Source organism: Arthrobacter sp. SW1 (assembly GCF_001766675.1).
Classification (GTDB): Bacteria; Actinomycetota; Actinomycetes; order Actinomycetales; family Micrococcaceae; genus Arthrobacter.
In genome coordinates this window covers 71,197-91,012 of the sequence record NZ_MJLT01000004.1, presented here as the reverse complement: position 1 = coordinate 91,012, position 19,816 = coordinate 71,197, and the positions used below count along the sequence as shown (strand labels likewise).

Annotated in this window: 18 protein-coding genes and 1 riboswitch; of the genes, 10 read left to right on the top strand and 8 right to left on the bottom strand. The window is 66.1% G+C overall.

From position 1 onward, the window contains the following. Positions 1–32 precede the first annotated feature (32 nt). The 6 genes from BIU82_RS20125 (at position 33) to BIU82_RS04760 (ending at position 5,456) form a co-directional block, all read left to right on the top strand. Complete coding sequence (locus BIU82_RS20125; protein WP_253182686.1) at positions 33–413, top strand: aldehyde dehydrogenase family protein; 381 nt, start codon at positions 33–35, stop codon at positions 411–413. A gap of 328 nt (positions 414–741) precedes the next feature. After that, entirely contained in the window at positions 742–2,148 is a 1,407-nt protein-coding gene (locus tag BIU82_RS04780) for an MFS transporter (protein ID WP_253182685.1), read from the top strand. 3 nt (positions 2,149–2,151) lie between these two features. Continuing rightward, the gene (locus BIU82_RS04775) at positions 2,152–3,348 is read left to right on the top strand and encodes an amidohydrolase family protein (RefSeq protein WP_070348326.1); all 1,197 of its coding nucleotides are present in this window, start codon (positions 2,152–2,154) and stop codon (positions 3,346–3,348) included. Between the two features lie 340 nt (positions 3,349–3,688). Continuing rightward, complete coding sequence (locus tag BIU82_RS04770) at positions 3,689–4,024, top strand: hypothetical protein (protein ID WP_070348325.1); 336 nt, start codon at positions 3,689–3,691, stop codon at positions 4,022–4,024. A 231-nt stretch (positions 4,025–4,255) separates the two neighbouring features. Further along, entirely contained in the window at positions 4,256–4,558 is a 303-nt protein-coding gene (locus BIU82_RS04765; RefSeq protein WP_070348324.1) for a DUF4193 domain-containing protein, read from the top strand. A gap of 352 nt (positions 4,559–4,910) precedes the next feature. Beyond that, entirely contained in the window at positions 4,911–5,456 is a 546-nt protein-coding gene (locus BIU82_RS04760) for a hypothetical protein (RefSeq protein ID WP_070348323.1), read from the top strand. 148 nt (positions 5,457–5,604) lie between these two features. On the opposite strand, the gene BIU82_RS04755 is transcribed toward BIU82_RS04760, so the two are convergent. The 8 genes from BIU82_RS04755 to BIU82_RS04720 form a co-directional block, all read right to left on the bottom strand. Then, positions 5,605–7,143, bottom strand: a complete 1,539-nt coding sequence (locus tag BIU82_RS04755) for an APC family permease (RefSeq protein WP_070348322.1) — start codon at positions 7,141–7,143, stop codon at positions 5,605–5,607. 159 nt (positions 7,144–7,302) lie between these two features. Continuing rightward, positions 7,303–8,475, bottom strand: coding sequence for an ABC transporter ATP-binding protein (locus BIU82_RS04750; protein WP_171906496.1), 1,173 nt, complete (start codon positions 8,473–8,475; stop codon positions 7,303–7,305). Then, positions 8,472–9,971, bottom strand: a complete 1,500-nt coding sequence (locus BIU82_RS04745) for an iron ABC transporter permease (protein WP_070348358.1) — start codon at positions 9,969–9,971, stop codon at positions 8,472–8,474. The genes BIU82_RS04750 and BIU82_RS04745 overlap by 4 nt, the downstream gene beginning before the upstream one ends. 109 nt (positions 9,972–10,080) lie before the next feature. Continuing rightward, positions 10,081–11,121 (bottom strand): iron ABC transporter substrate-binding protein, encoded by a 1,041-nt coding sequence (locus BIU82_RS04740; RefSeq protein ID WP_070348321.1) that lies wholly within the window; start codon positions 11,119–11,121, stop codon positions 10,081–10,083. Positions 11,122–11,292: 171 nt separating this feature from the next. Next, a complete protein-coding gene (locus BIU82_RS04735) occupies positions 11,293–11,712 on the bottom strand; it encodes a low molecular weight phosphatase family protein (protein WP_070348320.1) in 420 nt (139 codons plus the stop codon). 21 nt (positions 11,713–11,733) lie between these two features. Then, the gene (gene trxB / locus BIU82_RS04730) at positions 11,734–12,711 is read right to left on the bottom strand and encodes a thioredoxin-disulfide reductase (protein ID WP_070348319.1); all 978 of its coding nucleotides are present in this window, start codon (positions 12,709–12,711) and stop codon (positions 11,734–11,736) included. Positions 12,712–12,747: 36 nt separating this feature from the next. Beyond that, on the bottom strand, positions 12,748–13,170 hold the full coding sequence (locus BIU82_RS04725; protein WP_070348318.1) for an arsenate reductase ArsC: 423 nt from the start codon (positions 13,168–13,170) through the stop codon (positions 12,748–12,750). Positions 13,171–13,206: 36 nt separating this feature from the next. Next, complete coding sequence (locus tag BIU82_RS04720; protein ID WP_253182684.1) at positions 13,207–13,866, bottom strand: helix-turn-helix domain-containing protein; 660 nt, start codon at positions 13,864–13,866, stop codon at positions 13,207–13,209. Between the two features lie 60 nt (positions 13,867–13,926). On the opposite strand from BIU82_RS04720, the gene BIU82_RS04715 reads away from it, so the two are divergent. The 4 genes from BIU82_RS04715 to gcvT all read left to right on the top strand — a co-directional run bounded on the left by BIU82_RS04715 (position 13,927) and on the right by gcvT (position 19,752). Next, positions 13,927–14,676 (top strand): MIP/aquaporin family protein, encoded by a 750-nt coding sequence (locus BIU82_RS04715; protein ID WP_070348316.1) that lies wholly within the window; start codon positions 13,927–13,929, stop codon positions 14,674–14,676. 66 nt (positions 14,677–14,742) lie between these two features. Continuing rightward, positions 14,743–15,285 (top strand): TetR/AcrR family transcriptional regulator, encoded by a 543-nt coding sequence (locus BIU82_RS04710; RefSeq protein ID WP_070348357.1) that lies wholly within the window; start codon positions 14,743–14,745, stop codon positions 15,283–15,285. Between the two features lie 163 nt (positions 15,286–15,448). Further along, a riboswitch (glycine riboswitch) is annotated at positions 15,449–15,546 on the top strand. A 158-nt stretch (positions 15,547–15,704) separates the two neighbouring features. Continuing rightward, complete coding sequence (gcvP, locus tag BIU82_RS04705; RefSeq protein WP_070348315.1) at positions 15,705–18,611, top strand: aminomethyl-transferring glycine dehydrogenase; 2,907 nt, start codon at positions 15,705–15,707, stop codon at positions 18,609–18,611. A gap of 4 nt (positions 18,612–18,615) precedes the next feature. Beyond that, complete coding sequence (gene gcvT, locus BIU82_RS04700) at positions 18,616–19,752, top strand: glycine cleavage system aminomethyltransferase GcvT (RefSeq protein ID WP_070348314.1); 1,137 nt, start codon at positions 18,616–18,618, stop codon at positions 19,750–19,752. Positions 19,753–19,816: the final 64 nt, after the last annotated feature.

The following is a 19,816-nucleotide window of genomic DNA, read 5'->3' as shown; positions in this document are numbered from 1 at the left end:
GGAGGACGCGGAAATTGGTTCGATGATTTCCAATGCCCATTAGGAGCGTGTTTCGCCGCACTGGAAGACGCCCGCAAGGACGGATTGACCATCGCCGTCGGCGGCAATGCCTGGAAGGCCCGGGCTACTTCATCGAGCCCACCGCGGTGACCGGCGTCCCGGTGGGTGCTCCGATCGCCAGCACGGAGATCTTCGGCCTGGTGGTGTACGTGGAAACCTTCAGCACCGAGGAAGAAGCCGTTGCGCGCGTCAATGAGACTGTATACGGACTGGCGGCCCCGGTGTGGACCACGAACGCCGCGCGCTCGCTGTCCGTGCCGCGCAAGCTCGACTTCGGCACGGGGCAACTCCCACTTGGTGATCGCCACCGAGATACTCTGGGGTGGTTTCACGGGCTCCGGCTACGGCAGTGACCTTCGGCCTACGCCCTGGAGGACTTCTCCCGCGCCAAGCACGTCGTGTACAACTACAACCACGGCTAAGCGCACCGCGGCCAGGAGCAGGCACCCGGGACTCCCGGGTGCCTGCGTGGTTTAACACGCCTTTCATTGGGGCCACCGTCGGGAACGTTTGGCATACCAAAACTGTGCAATGTCACCTATTACTAGTGACATTGCACACATTTAGTGAAACTCTGTATGCCAAGGGTGTGGGGGCGCCCCCTTTCCACCCAAACGTTTGCTCCGACAGAAAGGCAGTGTGATGGCAACGACGCGGTCACTCCTTGACCGGATGGATAACATGCCCATCAAGAAGCCGCATATCCAATTAGCGGTGATCGGCGGGCTCGGCCTCCTCTTTGACGCCATGGACGGCTCCCTCATTTCCTACCTCATGCCGATCATCAAACCGATGTGGCAGCTCAGCGGCGCCCAGACGGGCCTGATCGGCAGCGCCTTGCTCATCGGCATCCTGTTCGGTGCGCTCGCCGCCGGAGTGCTCGGCGACCGGATCGGCCGGCGCAAGGTCATGATGTACGCCCTGTTCGTCTACACCGCGGCCACCGTGGTGGCGGCCTTCGCCCAGAACTGGGAATTCTTCTTCGTCATGCGCGTGATCGCCGGCATCGGCCTCGGCGCGGAAGGCGCGATCGTGCCCACTTTCATCGCGGAATTCATCCCGAAGAAGCGCCGCGGCTTCTTCGTAGGCGCGGTGGCCGGATTCTTCGCGCTCGGCTACGTTGCCGCCGCGTTCATCGGCACCACGGTGGTGGCCAACCTGCCCGAAGGCTGGCGCATCGCCCAGCTCATCACGGCGCTCCCGGTCTTCATGCTGATCTGGTGGCGGCGGGTCCTGCCTGAGTCCCCGCGCTGGCTGCTGACCCGCGGACGCGAAGCCCAGGCCGAGGAGATCGTGCGCGGCCTGGAAGAAGGGCGATTGGTCCCCACCCCTTCGAAGGCAACACCGGTCCGGGTGGCGCCCGGGACCAAGACTCCGCCGCTGTTCCAGCACCTTGACCTCTGGCGGAACGGCAACGCGCGCCGGACCGCTGTGATCTGGCTTCTCTGGCTTTCCGTGACGTTCTCCTTCTACGGCTTCTTCACTTGGATTCCGTCCCTGCTGGTGGCGAAGGGCATGAACATCACAACCAGCTTCACCTATTCGCTCATCATCACGCTCGCCCAGGTTCCCGGCTATTACAGCGCTGCGTACCTCAACGAACGGCTGAGCCGCCGCGTGACCATCGCCCTGTACCTGATCGGCGGCACGGCATCCGCCTTCTTCCTGTCGCAGGCGTCCTCGGAAGGCATGGTCCTGGCCTGCGGTTCGCTGCTGTCCTTCTTCATGAACGGCTGCTACGCCGGCCTGTACGCCTACACACCGGAGGTCTACGGCACCAAGCTGAGGGCCACGGGCATGGGAAGCGCTTCGGCCTTCGGCCGTATCGGCGGCATCACTGCTCCCATCCTTATCGGCGCGGCATATCCCTCGCTCGGCTTCGGCGGGGTCTTCGTAATGGTGATGTCCGTCCTTGGCGCCGCCGCCGTCGTCGTGCTCCTCTTCGGTCTGTCCACCAGCGGCCGCTCGCTGGAGGAGATCGACGCGAGCCCGGTGTCCGGCATCCGCTCACGGGGCGCGGACGATCACGAAGAAGACCGCGCAGAACCGCTAAAGGACGAACAGCCGCTCCAGGCAGAAAGGAACTAGCCGATGGCAGTACGCCTCGAACCGCACCACCCGCCACGGAAACCCGTGGTCCTTCGCAACGCGAGGATTCTCGACGTCGAGACCGGACAACTCGGACCGGAGCGGAGCATCGTCGCCCGCGACGGCAGGATCGCCGAGATTTCGGAGTCCACCCGCAGCGTGGAGGGCGCCACGGAGATCGACCTCCGCGGCCTTACCGTGCTGCCCGGCCTGATCGACGCGCACGCCCACGTCACCCAGGCTTCGGGCGACTTCAACGAGATCCTGTCCTGGTCCCCGGATTACCACGCCGCCCGCACGGCACGGGTGCTGCACGAGATGCTGCTGCGCGGCTTCACCACGGTCCGGGACATGGGTGGCGCGGACAACGGCCTGGCCCAGGCGATCGATGAAAGGCTGCTCACCGCGCCGCGGCTCAAGGCAGGCGGGCCGATCTTCGCGCCCACAGGGGGCCATGCGTTGACGGAAGTGGTCGACGGCGAGGTGGAGATCCGCAGGGCGCTGCGGGCCCGCTTCCGGGACGGCGCCGACCACATCAAGATGACCCTCTCCGGCGGCGTCATTTCCAAGATGCGGCTCGAAGCCCTGGCGTTCTCGGACGCGGAGGTGAGCGCCGCCGTCGACGAAGCCCGGCTGGCGCACCGCTACATCGCCGCGCACGTCTATACCGCGGAAGCCGTTTCCCGGGCGCTGCGGCTGGGCGTCAGGACGATCGAGCACGGCAACCTCCTGGACGGCGAATGCATCGATCTCTTCCTGTCCAAGGGAGCCTTCTACGTGCCTACCCTGGCCACGTACTGGGCGATCCTGTCCGGCGCCACGGGCCACGGTCTGGACCCGGCCAAGAAAGCTGCAGTGGAGGACATCTTCGAGCGCGGCCTCGAATCTTTGGCCAAGGCTTCCGCTGCCGGTGTCCGGATCGGCTACGGCACGGACCTGCATGGCGCCGGCCTCGAGTTCCAACTTGAGGAGTTCCGCCTGCGGGCCCGTGTCCAGGAGCCCCTGGAGATCCTCCGCTCCGCCACCCTGGTGGGCGCGGAGATCATCGGAGAAGGTGGCCGGGCCGGTGTCATCGCTGAGGGCTGCTACGCGGACCTGATCGCAGTGGAGGGTGATCCGCTGGCGGATATCGGAGTCCTTGCGGATGGCCGGGCGCTACGGTTCGTGCTCAGCGACGGCGACCCCGTGCAACTTCCGTAAGGCTCTTCGGGTAGCGGCGGCGGACAGCTGCGCAGGAACTGAGTAATCGCGGGGAAAAGGCGCGGAAACGGGTGCCGAAAAACGAGTACAAACTACTCGGGCGCCCGTTCCCGCGCCTGCCTATCGTTTCTAGCAGCACGCATATGGCGTGTGGGCATTCACCGGGATGCCATCTGTCACGAGCTGGACGGTGGAGATGGTGCACAGTTGGGGCGCGTCATGTGCCAACGATCCGAGTGCGCGGATTTCATCACTTGAAATGGCCGGCCAGAACGCAGAGGCCGCGGGAACCACAAGGTCCCGGGGCCGGGAGTTTTCAATGCTCATTGAGGAGTAAGAAATGAAGCGAACACTGGCCGCGGTTGCCGTTGCGGGCCTGGCTATCCTCGGCGGGGCCATGCCCGCCGGCGCTGCCGTTCCTGCGGGACAACTTTGTCCTGACTGGGACACCGGACGCGTGAACGTCGCTGACGGCGTTGGATCGATCACCCTGGAAGCACCTGAGGGCATGGTCATCACGGCAACCTGCGTCAAGGCAGGTTCGGCCAACCAGGGCCTCGGCGCCGAGATCACCTACTACGATCCCGGAGTCACCAGCGTGACCATCTGGCACACCTCCGGCAAGAACCTGTCGCACTACTCGGTCATGTACGGACCGGGATACCCCACCAGCTGACCGGAAGCGGTTAGGCACGGGAGCTTCCGCGGAGCAATCCGCGGAAGCTCCCGCATTTAACCCGGGTGGGCAATCAGCCGGATTACCCTGTGAATCAAGCTCCGAAGCCCTGCCCAAGTCGTGAAAATGTTTTCTTGGACACACTATTCGTTGAAGCCGTGTACTATGCCCTAAACTCCTTCACTGAGGTGCCGGAATGGCACTGTGCAGCAACGAAAGCGAACCACACTAATGGCTACCGATTACGACGCCCCACGCAAGACCGAAGAAGAGTCTCCCGCCGAATCGCTTGAGGCACTTCAGGCGTCCCGCGGCGCCGCTGCCCAGACCGCTGTCATCGATGTTGACGAAAACGACACGGCTGAAGGCATCGACCTTCCGGGCGCCGACCTGTCCGGCGAAGAATTGACCGTTGTGGTTGTTCCGGAGCAGTCCGATGAATTCACCTGTTCGTCCTGCTTCCTGGTCCGCCACCGCTCGCAGATCGCGCTGGAGAAGAACGGCCTCAAGTACTGCTACGACTGCGAAGGCTAAGCTTCGCGGCATCATGCCCCGCCCGCTGGATTCCAGCGCGGCGGGGTTTTGTTTTTCCCTGGCATTTTTCCCGGCGCCGGCGCCGGCGCCGGCGTTCGCGGGAGTGTCCGACGGCGGCACCGGGCTGAGCGCCCCGGCGGCGCCCGCCGCCGTCGTTATGCCGCATAACGAACGGGGTTGCGGAAGGGGCCGCAAACCCCCGGAAAACGGCTTTTGGGCGCCGTTGCGATGACGCTCCGTGACCCGCGGAAGGGCGGACTAACGGTTGTGCGCCGAAGCGGATACAGCCGGTTCTTTCGGCCCGAAACGCTCCTACCCTTGACGTATCAATCACTCAAGGAGGTGGCCCGCAATGAAAAAGTTCTACACCTGGTTGGTGGCCCTGGCTATGGCTGCCGGTCTTGGTCTCATCGTCCCGGGGCCCGCTTCGGCGGCCTCATACTGTGGCATCACCTGGGGGTCGTTGGCCAAGACCAACGCCGCGATGTCCGGTGCACAAGTCACGAACGTCAGGACGGGCCAGCAGCCATGCTTCGACCGCCTGGTGATCGACCTCAACGGCAAAGTTGCCGGTTACACGGTGAAGTACGTGTCGCAGGTGGTCCAGGACGGCTCCGGCCTCCCTGTTCCGCTGCGCGGCGGTGCCTTCATCCAGGTCACGGTCAACGCCCCTGCGTACAACAGCAGCGGCCAGGCCACGTACAACCCGGCCAACAAGAAGGAACTGAGCAACGTGTCCGGTTACCAGACGTTCCGGCAGGTGGCCTGGGCAGGCAGCTTCGAAGGCTACACCACGCTTGGACTGGGCGTCCGTGCACGGCTTCCGTTCCGGGTCTTCACCCTCGCCGGACCGGGAACGGGGTCCCGGCTGGTGGTGGATGTGGCGCACTACTGGTGAGCCGCTGCGTGATCAGCTGAGCAGGCAGGGCGTGCAGTAATCAGGGGGCACAGTGAAGCCCTGGTCCGGACTCCGGACCAGGGCTTCGCTGCGAGCAAACGCTTCAGGCGGCGCCGCTCTTTCCGACGCTCCGCTCAGACGTCGAAAGTCATTCGGGAACCACCAGCGCGGGGGTGTCCTTCCGGATGGTTTCTCCCTTGAAGAAGCCGGGGCGCAGCCGGGCCTGGATCAGCATGCAGACCACGCCCAGTGCCAGGATTCCGACGCCGAGGATGAACACAAGGCCCACGCCGCCGATTTCCGATCCGCTCCCGAACTCCGGAGCCCAGCTGTCCACGGCGGTCTGGAAGAACACCACGAACAGGCCGACGCCGCCCAGCACCGGGCACAGGCCGCGGAGCACGAAGTTGCGTGCGCTGCTGAAGATGCTGTTGCGGAAATACCAGGCGCAGGCGATCGCGGTGAGGCCGTAGTAGAAGCAGATCATCAAGCCCAGGGCCAGGATGGTGTCGTTGAGGACGTTCTCGCTGACGATGTGCATGATCGCGTAGAAGCCCGCGGACAGGACGCCGGCGGCAATGGTGGCGAAGCCCGGCGTCGAGAACTTTTCGCTCATGTGGGCGAACGGCTTGGGCAGGGCGCCGTAGTGCGCCATGGCCAGCAGGCTGCGGGACGGTGCGGTCATGGTGGACTGCAGCGACGCGGCGGAGCTGGAGAGCACGGCGAGGGACATCAGGATGGCCAGCGGGCCCATGACGGGGGAGGCCAGGGCGGTGAAGATGTTCGCGTGGTTCTCTTCGTTGTTCAGGCCGACGCCGGTGTCGCCGACGCCGGCGAACATCATGGTGGCGATGGTGACAACAAGGTAGATGCCCAGGACTGCGAGGGCGGTCAGGGTGCCTGCGAGGCCTGCGGTCTTCTTGCCGTTGGCGGTTTCTTCGTTGACGGTGAGGCAGACGTCCCAGCCCCAGTACACGAAGATGGACAGCGAGATGCCGGCGGCGATCTGGCCGAAGCTTTCAACCTTGCTGACGTCGAACCAGTCCCAGCTGAAGGCGATGGCGGTTTCCGAGGCGGACCAGTTGGCGAAGGCCATGACGGCGAAGAGGCCCAGGGCGAGGACCTGGAAGCCCACCAGTCCGTACTGGACGATCTTGGTGGTGTGCAGGCCGCGGTAGCTGACCCAGACGGACAGGCCAACGAACACCAGGCAGGTGATGACGTTGAGGAACTTGTCGGCGGCGAGGTCCGCGATGCCCGGGTTGTTCAGCAGCTGCGAGAGGAACAGGTAGAAGAAGTCCACGGCCACGCCGGCCAGGTTGGACAGCACGATGATGTTGGCTGCCAGCAGGCCCCAGCCGCCCATCCAGCCCACCCAGGGGCCGAAGGCCTTGGTGACCCAGGTGAAGGTGGTGCCGCTGTCCGGGGAGTCGGCGTTGAGCTCGCGGTAGGCGAGGGAGACAAGGATCATCGGGATGAAGCCGATGAGGAAGATGGCGGGGAGTTGCAGCCCGACCGTGGCGATGGTGGGGCCGAGGGCGCCGGTCAGGGTGTACGCGGGGGCGATGGTGGAAATACCAAGGACGACGACGGCGAGCAGGCCCAGCTGCCCTGTCTTCAGTCCCTTGCCACTGATCTTATGTGCGGATCCGGCGGCGCTGCCGTCCCGGTTGATTGTCTGGCTCATGTGGGCCCTTTCTAGCTGGCCGGGCGCGGTGGGGGAGGAAATGCTGTCGCCAGGCGGCCATTGAGACAAGAATCACTAAATGAATAGCGTTCATTTAGTATGGGCGCAGAGCGGCCCCAATGCAAGCTGGATCACTTTTTTGTTTGCTTGGCTTGGTGCTCAGGAGCGGTTTTCCGCGGGGAAGGCCACGCCTTCACCCACCACGCGCAAGCACAGTTCCGTGCCGGGTTTGGTGATGGAAGCGTTCCAATGGCGGATGGTGATGACTTCGCCGCCACCCGGGAAGCGGTGGTCCGAGCCCGCACCCGGCAAGGGTGCCAGGCGGATCCGGACTGTGGTTTCCGGGCCGAAGTAGTCGGTATCCACCACCACGCCGCGGATCGGGCCGTCGGGGGCGATCCGGATCTGCTCCGGACGCAGCATCAGCTGCACGGCGCCCTGCGCCGGTGAGCGCCGGACCGGAATGCCGCCCAGCGAGCAGGTGGCCAAGGAGCCCTCCAGCCAGGCGTCCAGGATGACGGCATCGCCCAGGAATTCCGCGGTGGCCCGGTCGGCCGGCCGCGTGTAGACGACGAAGGGGTTGCCGATCTGGGCTAGCCTTCCGCCGCGCATGATCGCCACCTGGTCCGCGAAGGACAACGCCTCGGCTTGGTCGTGGGTGACCAGGATGGTGGTGACGCCGGCCTCGTTCAGCACCTTGGCGACGGCCCGGCGGGTCGCCACCCGGAGCCCGGCATCCAGTGCCGAGAAGGGCTCGTCAAGCAGCATCAGTTCAGGCTTGCGGGCCAGCGCCCGGGCAAGGGCGATCCGCTGCTGCTGGCCGCCGGACAGTTCATGCGGGCGGCGCTTGGCCATCGCGGGGTCCAGCGACACCATCTCGAGCAGCTCGGCGACCCGCCCGCGCACGGTACCCCGGCCGCCGTCGGGCCCTGATGCCCGGAGGTCCGCCCGGTCCAGGCCGAAGGCGATGTTCTGCCCCACTGTCAGGTGCGGGAACAGCGCACCGTCCTGGGCCACGTAGCCGACCTGCCGCTTATGGGCCGGCTGCCAGACGCCGCTGCCGGCCACGGTCCTGCCGTTCAGGCCGATCGAGCCGGAGTCCGGGTACTCGAAGCCCGCGATCAGCCGCAGCAGGGTGGTCTTGCCGGAACCCGAGGGGCCCACGATCGCCGTGCTGCCGCCTTTGGCTACGGAGAGATTGATGCCCTGGAGTACCGCTTGGGTGCCGAAATGCTTGGTGACGTCCGTGATGTCCAGGTGCGGATCCGTGGTGGACGCGATGGCCGGGGCGATGCGAGGGGCGGAAACGGTGGAAGAAGATGGTTCGGTCACTGCCCGGCCGCTTTCTTGGACTGTTGGAAAAGGAAGTAGGTCATCGGAGCGGACAGCACGATCATCAGCAGGGCGTACGGTGCGGCGCCGGGGTAGTCGATCTCGCTGGTCTTGCTCCAGAACTCGGTGGCCAGCGTGCTGGTTCCGTTGGGGGAGAGCAGCAGGGTGGCCGTCAGTTCGTTGACGATGGCGAGGAATGCCAGGGCAGCGCCGCCCGCCGCCGCCGGCGCGCTCAGCCGCAGGGTGACTCTCAGGAACGCCGCCAGCGGAGACTTGCCCAGGGATCGCGCGGCTTCGTCCAACTGCTTGGGCGCCTGCGCCAGGCCGGAGCGCAGGTTCACCAGGGACCGCGGCAGGAACAGCAGCACATAGGCGGCAATGAGGAGGCCGGAGGTCTGGTAGATTCCCGGGGCCAGCCGGATGCTGATGGTGACGAAGGCCAGGCCCACCACGATGCCCGGCAGGGAGCTGGTGATGTAGTTGGAGAGCTCCAACGCCTTGCTGAACCAGCTGGGGTGCCGGACGGCGAGGTAGGCCAGGGGGAATGCGACCACGGTGGTCACCAGGGCCCCGGCCAGTCCGTAGCCGAGCGTCTGGAACAGCGCCGGGATGAATTCGGCGGCATCCCAGACCTCGACGCCGCCCAGCAGCACCCAGCGCAGCACCAGCCAGCAGGGCAGCCCGAAGGCCAGGGCCGTGAGCGCCAGCAGGGCTGCCTGGGCGGGAAGCTGGAAGGCGCCGAGGGGCAGGCGCGTCGGCTTGGCCTGGGCCCCGGAACCGATCCGGGCATACCGCGCGGTGCCGCGGCTGCGGACCTCCAGCAGCAGCAGGCCGAGGCAGAACAACACCAGCACGCTGGCCAGCATGTTCCCCGCCGTGCCGTTGAACGTCGACTGGAACTGGGTCATGATCGCGGTGGTGAAGGTGTCGAAGCGGATCATCGCGAACGCACCGTATTCAGCCAGCAGATGCAGGGCCACCAGGAGTGCCCCGCCCGTCATGGCGATCCGCAACTGCGGCAGCACCACCCGGAAGAAGACGGCCCACGGGCCCAGGCCCAGCGATGCCGCGGATTGTTCGATCGCCGGATCCAGGCGTCCCAGCATCGCGGCCGCGGGAATATAGACCAGCGGGAAATAGGACAAAGTGGCAATCAGGACGCCGGACCAGATGCCTTCCAGCGACGGCACCACGGAGACCCAGGCGTAGCTGTTCACGAACGCCGGAATCGCCAGTGGCGCGGCCAGGAGCACTGCCCATATCCGGTGCCCGCGCAGCGACGTCCGCTCCACCAACCACGCGCCGCCGACACCGAGCAGCAGGCACAGTGGCACCGTGAGGACAATCAACAGGACAGTGTTGCCCAGCAGTTCGGCGACGCGCGGCCGGAAGATCAGCCCGACGGCGGTGTCCCAACCGGTTGCCGCGGTCATGTAGGCCACGTAGCCCAGCGGCAGGAGCGAAAACAGGGCGATCAGCACCGCCGTGACGGACAGCGCCGGAACGCCGAAAGGCGGGCGAGGGCGCTTGCCCTTGCCCGCCGTCGTCGTGCTCCCCGGTGGTTCCGGGAATGCGGAAGATGTCACTGAACTGCCGGTCGCCGGGTTAGAGGAGGCCGGCCTCGGTCATCATGTCGGTGACCTTCTTGGAGTTCAGCTTGGCCGGGTCCACCGTGGGAGCCTGCAGTTCCTTGATCGGAACCAGCTTGCTGTTGGCGTCCACCTTGGACGCGATGGAGTACTCGAAGGAGGTGCCGTCGCGCAGGATCTCCTGGCCCTTCTTGCTGGTGATGAACTTCAGGAAGGCCTGGGCCTTGGCCGCGTTCTTGGAGGACTTCAGCACGCCGCCGCCGGAAACGGAGATGAACGCACCCGGATCCTGGTTCTTGAAGTAGTACGGCGTGACGTTGTTGGAGTTCTCGCCGGTCTTGGCCTGGTCGCCGTAGTAGTAATAGTGGTAGATCAGCGCGGAATCGATCTCGCCGGTGTTCACGGCCTTCATGGCGGTGCGGTTGCCCTTGTACTCCTTGGCGTTTTCCTTCATGCCCTTGAGCCATTCCTTCGTGACAGCTTCGCCCTTGAGTTCAAGGAGGGCCGAGACGATGGCCTGGAAATCGGCGCCGGAGGTCGATGCGGACCACTTGCCCTTCCACTCCGGCTTGGCGAGGTCAAGCATGGACTTGGGCAGCTTGTCTTCGCTGATCTTGTTCTTGTCGTAGACGAACAGGGTGGAACGGGCTGCGATGCCGGTCCACTTGCCGGTGGAGGGGCGGAACGCCGCCGGCACCTGGGCCAGGGTGGCCTTGTCCACGTCGGCGAACAGCCCGGCGTTTTCCACCTGGGCCATGGCGGGGGAGTTCTCCGTCAGGAAGACATCGGCCGGGGAGGCGGCACCTTCCTGGATGATCTGGTTGGACATTTCCGAATCGGAGCCCTGGCGCAGGGTGACGGTAATGCCCGTTTCCTTGGTGAACTCGTCGATCCACTCCTTGGTCATGCTCTCGTGCTGGGCGTTGTACACCGTGATGTCGGTGGGCCCGGCCGGGCTGCTGTTCTCCGCGGAGGGGGTGGAACCGCCGCAGGCGGTCAGGCCGAGGGCAGCGGCTGCGGCGAGGGCAATCCCTGCCAGCGCGTTCTTGCGGATCATGGGTGCTACTTTCTGCGAACAGGAGCCAAGTGGCTGAGAATCCAAGGGAGGCCGCCGGAGATTAGGGTAGCCAAACCTTTGAACCTTCCTAGGATGGCGGATTGGTGCCCTATTACGCAAAGCGCGCGTGACGTAATAATGCAGCCGTGTGCTGTCCGCGCCGAGGTGAGGTCAGCGTTCGAGTCCGTCAAGCAGTTTCTGCACCCGCCCGCGGATGTCGTCGCGCAGCAGGCGCATGCGTTCCATGCCCTCGATTCCACGGGCCGACGGCTCATCCGTCACCCACGTTTCGAAGCGAGCCGGTCCCTTCGGTTCGAGCTTCGCTTCCGTTCCCAGCACCACCACGACGTCGGCGGCGGCCAGGTCTTCGTCCGTCACGCCGCGCGGCTGCTCGCCGGAGATGTCGATGCCGAGTTCGGCCAGAGATTCCACCGATTCTTCGTTCAGGCAGTTCCCGGGATTGGTGCCGCCGGAGCGGACCTCGACGGCATCGCCCGCGAGTTCCCGCATGAGGCCTGCGGCGATCTGGGATTTGCCGCCGTTGCGGCTGCAGACGAAGAGGACGCTGGGCTTCCCGGGGATTTCGGTCATGGGGGTCCTTGCTGTTAGGGGTCAGGAATGCGTGGGTTCTTCCACCATGGCGGTGGCGATGCTGTCGGCGTCGTCGAGGGCGGCAAGGTAGCGTTCGGCGTCCAGGGCCGCGGCGCATCCGCTGCCGGCCGCGGTGATCGCCTGGCGGTAGCGGTGGTCGACGGCGTCGCCGCAGGCGAAGACGCCGGCAATGTTCGTGACGGTGGTGGGGGAGTCCACCTTGATGTAGCCCTCGTCGTCCAGGTCCACCTGGCCGGTGAGCAGCTCAGTCCTTGGCACGTGGCCGATCGCCACGAAGATGCCCGTGGCAGCCTGTTCCCGGGTCTGGCCCGTACGCGTGTCGGTGAGCGTTACTCCGGTGACCTTCGTGTCCCCGTGGATTGCCGTCACCGCCGAGTTCCAGGCAAAGCTGATCTTCGGGTTGTCCTTGGCACGCTGGGCCATGATCCGCGAGGCCCGGAGCTCGTCCCTGCGCACCACCACCGTGACCGACTTGCCGAAGCGGGTCAGGAAGGTGGCCTCTTCCATGGCGGAGTCGCCGCCGCCGACCACGATGATGTCCTGTTCGCGGAAGAAGAAACCGTCGCACGTGGCGCACCAGGAGACGCCGTGACCGCTGAGCTTCTTTTCTTCCGGCAGGCCGAGTTCCTTGTAGGCGGAGCCCGTGGCGAGGATGACCGCGGGTGCTTCGTGGGTCTCACCTGCCCCGGTGACCACGCGCTTGAGGTGACCTTTCAGCTCAACCGAGGTGACGTCGTCGAACACGATCTTCGCGCCGAACTTCTCCGCCTGTTCCTGGAGCCCGTCCATCAGCTCGGGGCCCTGGATTCCGCCGGGGAAGCCCGGGAAGTTCTCCACTTCCGTGGTGTTCATCAGGGCGCCGCCGGCGGTTACGGAGCCGGCGAGCACCAAGGGTTCCAGCCCGGCCCGGGCCGCGTAGATGGCCGCGGTGTAGCCGGCGGGACCGGATCCGATGATGATCAGCTGTTCGGTGCTCACGGTGTGCTCCTTTGGTGTGGCGGCTATCTTTTGCGTCTACTTGGCGGCGGGCAGCAGGGATGCGATGAGGTCTTCGACCCGGGCCCTGATCTGGTCCCGGATGGGCCGTACCGATTCCACGCCCTTGCCTGCGGGGTCTTCCAGTACCCAGTCTTCGTAGCGCTTGCCGGGGAAGTACGGGCATTCATCCCCACAGCCCATCGTAATGACGACGTCGGATTCCTTGACGGCCTCAGTGGTGAGGATTTTGGGGATTTCGGCTGACATATCGATGCCCAGTTCCGCCATGGCCTCCACCGCGGCGGGGTTCACCTTGTCCGCCGGCTTGGAGCCCGCGGAGCGGACTTCGATGGCGCCTCGGGAAAGCGTGGTGAGGAATGCAGCGGCCATCTGGGAACGGCCCGCGTTGTGGATGCAGACGAAGAGTACGGAGGGCTTCCTGGTGGTTTCTGTGCTCATGGGAGGTTCCTTTCGGTGGCGGCTTCGTGCTGGAGTTCAGGCGGCATGCAGGCGGGGCGCGAGCTCGTTGACGCGGTGCTCGATTTCAGTGAAGGCGGCTTCGAAGGCCTCCGGGGTTCCGAGCCGGAGAGGATCCGGGACGGACCAGTGCGCTCCGCCGGTGCCGCCGAGTTCCTCATGTGCGTTGTCGCAGACAGTGACGACGAAATCTGCGGCGCTGCCTGCCTCGTCCAAGGAGCGGGGGACGCAGCCGGAGAGGTCCAGGCCGTGCCTGCGGGCGACATCGACGGCGCCCCGGGCTACTTCTTCCGCGGGATGCGTGCCCGCCGAGCCCGAGGGAATGCTGCTTGCCTTGCTCCACAGCGCGGCCGCGAGCTGGGAACGGGCGCTGTTCCGGGTGCACACGAACAGGATGCGGCCGGCCTGGTGTTCGCGCCCCGGGACCAGGCCGTCCAGGGCGCCACCTGTCAGCCTGAGGTAACTGCGGCGTTTGTCCGCCTCCGAGCGGCGCCGCACCAGGAGCCCCGCGTCCTCGAGGGTGCGCACGTGATGGGACAGCAGGTTCAAGGGCAGCCCGAGTTCAAGCTGCAACTCGCCCGGAGAGAGATCACCCAAGGTCAGCAGGTCCACGATCCGCAGCCGCGTGGGATCGGCAAGCGCGGCGTGCTTCGCCAGGCGTGCTTCAAACGGGCTCATTACTTCAGCGTTCATTGCTTCAATGTTGACTGAACTAAATTTCCGGGTCAAGCTTTTTCCATGACTTCATCCCCACCGCCGTTGTGGCGGCGCGCCGCTGCCGAGTTCCTGGGCACCTGCCTTCTTGTCGCCGTCGTGGTCGGTTCCGGGATCGCCGCGCAGCAGCTTTCTCCCGGGGACACCGGGCTGCAGCTCCTCCAGAACAGCACGGCAACGGTGTTCGGCCTGGGGGTGCTGATCCTGGTGTTCGGTCCTGTCAGCGGCGCGCACTTCAACCCGGTGGTTTCGGCCGTCGACTGTTTCCTGGGCAGGCGCAACCGTTCCGGCCTCGGCGTCCGGGACCTGGGGGCGTACATTGCCGCGCAGACGCTTGGCGGCATCGCGGGCAGCGCGCTCGCCAACGCAATGTTCGACGTCGGCACCTCCATCTCCGGCAAGGACCGGCTCAGCGGCGGGCACCTGATCGGCGAGGTGGTGGCCACTGCGGGGCTGGTCCTGCTGGTGTTTTCGCTCGCGTCCACCAATCGTGGAGCCTTGGCCGCCCCGGCGGTCGCTGCGTACATCGGTGCCGCGTACTGGTTCACCTCATCCACGTCGTTCGCCAACCCGGCCGTGACCGTCGGCCGGATCTTCAGCGATACCTTTGCCGGTATTGCGCCCGGGTCCGTCCTGCCGTTCATCGCGGCGCAACTTGCCGGAGCCGCCGTAGGTCTCGGCGCCCTGATGCTGCTGTTTCCGTCCACGGGCCGGGGAGGCGAGGAGTCCGGCGCCGGACGCGGGGAAGCGCATGAGGAAGCCGCCGCGCGTTAGCCCCTGCGGCGCGCCCGCCGGGAACCGGACCGGAAGGCGCGGCGCTTGTGGGGGATGATGGACACCATGCCGCGTAAACCTGTTGCCCGGGATGCCGTCCTGGATGCCTTCGAAGCCCTCCTGATCGAAGTGGGGGAGCGGGCTGCCACCCTTGACGCCGTGGCCAAGCGGGCCGGTGTCTCCAAGGGCGGGCTGCTCTACCACTTCCCGAACAAGGAAGCGATGATCGCCGCCTTGCTCGAACGGCTGGACCGGCTGGCCGAGGTGGAAATCGGCGCCATGAAGGCCGCACCGGAAGGCGCTTCCGCGTTCTTCATCAAGTCTTCCCTCTGGGCTGACACGCCCATGGACCGCGTCTTTGTCGCCGCCACCCGCCTTGCCGAGGTGGCCCATGAGGAGACCCGCCGGCGCTTCGCGGGGATCCAGCAGCAATGGCTCGATGTCCTCGCCGAAGAAATCGGCCCGGACCACGCCAAGGCCGTCCGCTACATGGGCGATGGCCTCTACTTCAACGCCATGTTCGAAAGCGGCCACGGCGAAGCCGCCGCCGCGCGCCAGGCCGACGTCGAGGCGCTGCTCGCCGCCGTCGAGCTCCTCCGCAAGGGCTGAAGGCCCGCGCTCCTCCGCGGCAACCGGCCGGCATCGAAAGAGCGGCGCTGAAAACAGGGCGCCGGCTACATTTGCGGACACGTCCGCTCCGTAGGACAATTGAGCCTTGTGGCAACCATCACGGCTTGCCACCAGCAGCAACATCCACAAATGAATAAGCCTCTGATCTGCGGCGGGAGAGTCCTGCAGACACGTGATGCAGGCGCCGTAGGAGCAAATCCTCCCCAGGAATCTCTCAGGCCCATGTACCGCCGCGGCAAGGCAACTCTGGAAAGCAGCATGCTGTCCCCTCAGGACAAGGTGCTCACCGACGGTGCAAGCAGACTCATCTGCGGAATCTCTCAGGTCCAAGACAGAGCGGGGAGGAACCCACCCACTGTGGCGTACCCAGCGCCCTCTTTCGTCAATGGAGTTCCTTCGTGACTGTTAGTTCAGCATCAGCCGCCTTCGTGGACCGTCATATCGGCGCCCGCCGCCAGGCCGATATCGACCACATGCTCAAGACTGTCGGCTATGACAGCGTCGATTCCCTCGTGGACACCGCGGTTCCCAACGACATCCGCCAGGAATCGCCCCTGACCCTCGGCAAGGCCCTGAGCGAGGTCGAGGTCCTGGCCGAGCTGCGCAAGCTCGCCGCCAAGAACAAGACCGCCGTCCAGATGATCGGCCAGGGCTACTACGACACCGTGACCCCGCCGGTGATCCGCCGCAACATCCTCGAATCCCCGGCCTGGTACACCGCCTACACCCCGTACCAGCCCGAAATTTCCCAGGGCCGCCTCGAAGCCCTGCTGAACTTCCAGACCATGGTGGAAGACCTCACCGGCCTGCCCATCGCCAACGCTTCGCTGCTGGATGAAGCCACCGCCGTGGCCGAAGCCGTGCTGCTCATGCGCCGCGCCAACAAGAACAAGGCCGCCGCGGACGGCAAGACCGTCATCGACGCCGACGCCCTTCCGCAGACCATCGCGATCGTCCAGGGCCGCGCCGAGGCTCTCGGCTTCGAGGTCGAGGTCGCCGACCTGTCGCAGGGCCTGCCCGACGGCGACATCAACGGCATCGTGCTGCAGCAGCCCGGCGTTTCCGGCCGGGTGTGGGACCACTCCGGCGTGATCGCCGCCGCCAAGGAACGTGGTGCGCTCGTCACCGTGGCCGCCGACCTGCTGGCCCTGACCCTCATCACCCCTCCCGGCGAGCAGGGCGCGGACATCGCCGTCGGCACCGCCCAGCGCTTCGGCGTTCCGCTCTTCTTCGGTGGCCCGCACGCCGCCTACATGGCCGTGGGCAAGGGCCTGGAGCGCCAGCTTCCGGGCCGCATCGTGGGTGTGTCCAAGGACAACGCGGGCACCCCGGCTTACCGCCTGGCCCTGCAGACCCGCGAGCAGCACATCCGCCGCGAGAAGGCCACCTCCAACATCTGCACCGCGCAGGCGCTGCTGGCCATCACCGCCTCCATGTACGCCGTCTACCACGGCCCGGACGGCCTGAAGGCCATCGCCGAAACCGTGAACGCCAACGCACGCATCCTCGCCGCCACGCTGCAGGCCGCCGGCCGCGAACTGGTGGCCGGTGAGTTCTTCGACACCCTCACCGTCAAGGTCCCGGGCAAGGCCGAACAGGTCATCGCCGCGGCAGAAGCCCGCGGCATCAACCTGCGCCGCATCGACGCCGACACCGTCGGTGTCTCCGTGGATGAAACCACGACGCCGGAGGTCCTCTCCGCGGTCGCCGTCGCCTTCGGTGCCGGCCCGCTCGTCGCCGAAGCCGAAGGCTTCGAGCTGCCCGCCGCCGTCGTGCGCAGCTCCGACTTCCTGCAGCACCCGGTCTTCAACACCCACCGCTCCGAAACCCAGCTGCTGCGCTACATCCGCAAACTCTCGGACCGCGACCTGGCGCTGGACCGCACCATGATCCCGCTGGGCTCCTGCACCATGAAGCTGAACGCCACCGCCGAGATGGAAGCCATCTCCTGGCCGGAATTCGCCTCGATCCACCCCTTCGCCCCGGAGTCCCAGACCGCCGGCTGGCGCGAACTGATCGAAGGCCTGGAAGCTGACCTGTCCACCATCACCGGCTACGACCAGGTCTCCATCCAGCCGAACGCCGGCTCCCAGGGCGAGCTCGCAGGCCTGCTGGCCATCCGCGGCTACCACCTGTCCCGCGGCGATGAGCAGCGCAACGTCTGCCTCATCCCGGCCTCGGCCCACGGCACCAACGCCGCCTCCGCCGTCCTGGCCGGCATGAAGGTCGTCGTCGTCGCCACCACGGCCGAAGGCCTGATCGACCACGATGACCTGCAGGCCAAGATCGATGCCAACAAGGACGTGCTGTCCTGCATCATGATCACCTACCCGTCCACCCACGGCGTGTACGACGGCGACGTCCGCGAAGTCTGCGACGCCGTGCACGCAGCCGGCGGCCAGGTGTACGTTGACGGCGCCAACCTGAACGCCCTGGTGGGCCTGGCCCAGCCCGGCAAGTTCGGTGGCGACGTTTCGCACCTGAACCTGCACAAGACCTTCTGCATCCCGCACGGCGGCGGCGGTCCGGGCGTCGGCCCGGTGGCAGCCAAGGCCCACCTGGCGCCGTTCATGCCCGGTGACGCCACCAAGGCCGCGCACGAGGAAGGCCACGGCGTGGCGATCTCCGCCTCGCGCTACGGCTCCGCCGGCGTGCTGCCGATTTCCTGGGCCTACGTGAAGCTCATGGGCGGCGAGGGCCTCACCGAAGCCACCAAGTCCGCGCTGCTGGCTGCCAACTACGTGGCTGCCCGCCTCAACGAGTACTTCCCGGTGCTCTACAGCGGCGAAGGCGGACTCGTGGCGCACGAGTGCATCCTGGACCTGCGCGAGCTCACCGCCCGCACCGGCGTCACCGCCGAAGACGTGGCCAAGCGCCTCATCGACTTCGGCTTCCACGCACCCACCCTGGCGTTCCCCGTGGCCGGCACCCTGATGGTCGAACCCACCGAGTCCGAGGACCTGGGCGAGATCGACCGCTTCATCGAGGCCATGATCACCATCCGTGCCGAGATCGAACAGGTCGCCAACGGCGACTTCACGGTGGAGGACTCCCCGCTGCGCAACGCACCGCACACCGCGGCCGCCGTCGTGTCTTCCGACTGGAAGCGCGAATACCCGCGCGAGCAGGCCGTCTTTCCGGTCAAGTCGCTCAAGCAGGACAAGTACTTCCCTCCGGTCGGACGCATCGACGGCGCGGCAGGTGACCGTAACCTGGTCTGCTCCTGCCCGCCCATCGAAGAGTTCGAGGTTTCGACAGGCTCAACCACCGGATCGACAGGCTCAACCACCGGATCGGAAGGCTAGGACCATGACTACGAATTACACGGCCCTCTACGAAGAACACAAGAAGCTTGGCGCCTCCTTCACGGACTTCGGCGGCTGGCAGATGCCCCTGAAGTACTCCTCCGAACTGGCCGAGCACCACGCCGTCCGCCAGGCCGCGGGCCTCTTCGACCTCTCCCACATGGGCGAGGTCTGGGTCACCGGCCCGGATGCCGGCGCGTTCCTCGACTACGCACTGGTCGGCAAGCTCTCCGCCGTCGTGGACGGCAAGGCGAAGTACTCGCTGATCTGCAACGCCGACGGCGGCATCATCGACGACCTCATCATTTACCGTTTCGCTGCGGAAAAGTACCTTGTGGTCCCCAACGCGGGCAACACGCCTACCGTCGCAGCGGAACTCGCCGCCCGCGTCAAGGGTTCCGGCGCGGAAGGTTTCGACGTCGTGGTGGAGAACGCCTCCGACGCCACCTCCCTGATCGCCGTCCAGGGTCCGAACGCCGAATCCATCCTGCTGAAGCTCACGGACGACTCCCAGCACGAACTGGTCACCGCCCTGAAGTACTACGCCTTCACCGAGGTCACGGTGGCCGGCCACGACGTCATCCTGGCCCGTACCGGCTACACCGGTGAGGACGGCTTCGAACTGTTCCTGCCGAACGAGGACGCAGCCGCCCTGTGGGCCGCGATCAGCGAAGCCGGAGCGGGCCTGGGCCTCATCCCGTGCGGCCTGGCCTGCCGCGACTCGCTGCGCCTGGAAGCGGGCATGCCCCTTTACGGCAACGAGCTCTCCCTCGAAGGCAACCCTTTCGAGGCCGGTTTCGGGGCCGTCGTGGCGCTGTCCAAGGAAGGCGACTTCGTCGGCAAGGAGGCCCTCGCGGCACTCAAGGCAGCCGGTGCAGGCACCACCTCCGGCCGCCGCCTGGTGGGCCTGAAGGGCCTCGGCCGCCGTGCCGCCCGCAGCCACTACCCGGTGCTGAAGGACGGCGCCGTGATCGGTGAGGTGACCTCCGGGCAGCCGTCCCCGACGCTCGGCTACCCGGTGGCCCTGGCGTATGTCGACGTCGAGCACTCCGAAACCGGCACCGCGCTGGAAGCGGACCTGCGTGGCAAGGCGGAACCGTTCGAGGTTGTCGCGTTGCCGTTCTATAAGCGCGCCAAGTAATAACCGACCCTGGTGGTTGAGCCTGTCGATCCGGTGGTTGAGCCTGTCGAAACCCTTGGATCTC

What these genes read in the sequence shown, in the direction of transcription:
- BIU82_RS20125 (WP_253182686.1), top strand. Translation starts at nt 33, where the DNA reads ATGCCCATTAGGAGCGTGTTTCGCCGCACTGGAAGACGCCCGCAAGGA.
- BIU82_RS04780 (WP_253182685.1), top strand. Translation starts at nt 742, where the DNA reads ATGCCCATCAAGAAGCCGCATATCCAATTAGCGGTGATCGGCGGGCTC.
- BIU82_RS04775 (WP_070348326.1), top strand. Translation starts at nt 2,152, where the DNA reads ATGGCAGTACGCCTCGAACCGCACCACCCGCCACGGAAACCCGTGGTC.
- BIU82_RS04770 (WP_070348325.1), top strand. Translation starts at nt 3,689, where the DNA reads ATGAAGCGAACACTGGCCGCGGTTGCCGTTGCGGGCCTGGCTATCCTC.
- BIU82_RS04765 (WP_070348324.1), top strand. Translation starts at nt 4,256, where the DNA reads ATGGCTACCGATTACGACGCCCCACGCAAGACCGAAGAAGAGTCTCCC.
- BIU82_RS04760 (WP_070348323.1), top strand. Translation starts at nt 4,911, where the DNA reads ATGAAAAAGTTCTACACCTGGTTGGTGGCCCTGGCTATGGCTGCCGGT.
- BIU82_RS04755 (WP_070348322.1), bottom strand. Translation starts at nt 7,143, where the DNA reads ATGAGCCAGACAATCAACCGGGACGGCAGCGCCGCCGGATCCGCACAT.
- BIU82_RS04740 (WP_070348321.1), bottom strand. Translation starts at nt 11,121, where the DNA reads ATGATCCGCAAGAACGCGCTGGCAGGGATTGCCCTCGCCGCAGCCGCT.
- BIU82_RS04735 (WP_070348320.1), bottom strand. Translation starts at nt 11,712, where the DNA reads ATGACCGAAATCCCCGGGAAGCCCAGCGTCCTCTTCGTCTGCAGCCGC.
- BIU82_RS04725 (WP_070348318.1), bottom strand. Translation starts at nt 13,170, where the DNA reads ATGAGCACAGAAACCACCAGGAAGCCCTCCGTACTCTTCGTCTGCATC.
- BIU82_RS04720 (WP_253182684.1), bottom strand. Translation starts at nt 13,866, where the DNA reads ATGAGCCCGTTTGAAGCACGCCTGGCGAAGCACGCCGCGCTTGCCGAT.
- BIU82_RS04715 (WP_070348316.1), top strand. Translation starts at nt 13,927, where the DNA reads ATGACTTCATCCCCACCGCCGTTGTGGCGGCGCGCCGCTGCCGAGTTC.
- BIU82_RS04710 (WP_070348357.1), top strand. Translation starts at nt 14,743, where the DNA reads ATGCCGCGTAAACCTGTTGCCCGGGATGCCGTCCTGGATGCCTTCGAA.
- gcvT (WP_070348314.1), top strand. Translation starts at nt 18,616, where the DNA reads ATGACTACGAATTACACGGCCCTCTACGAAGAACACAAGAAGCTTGGC.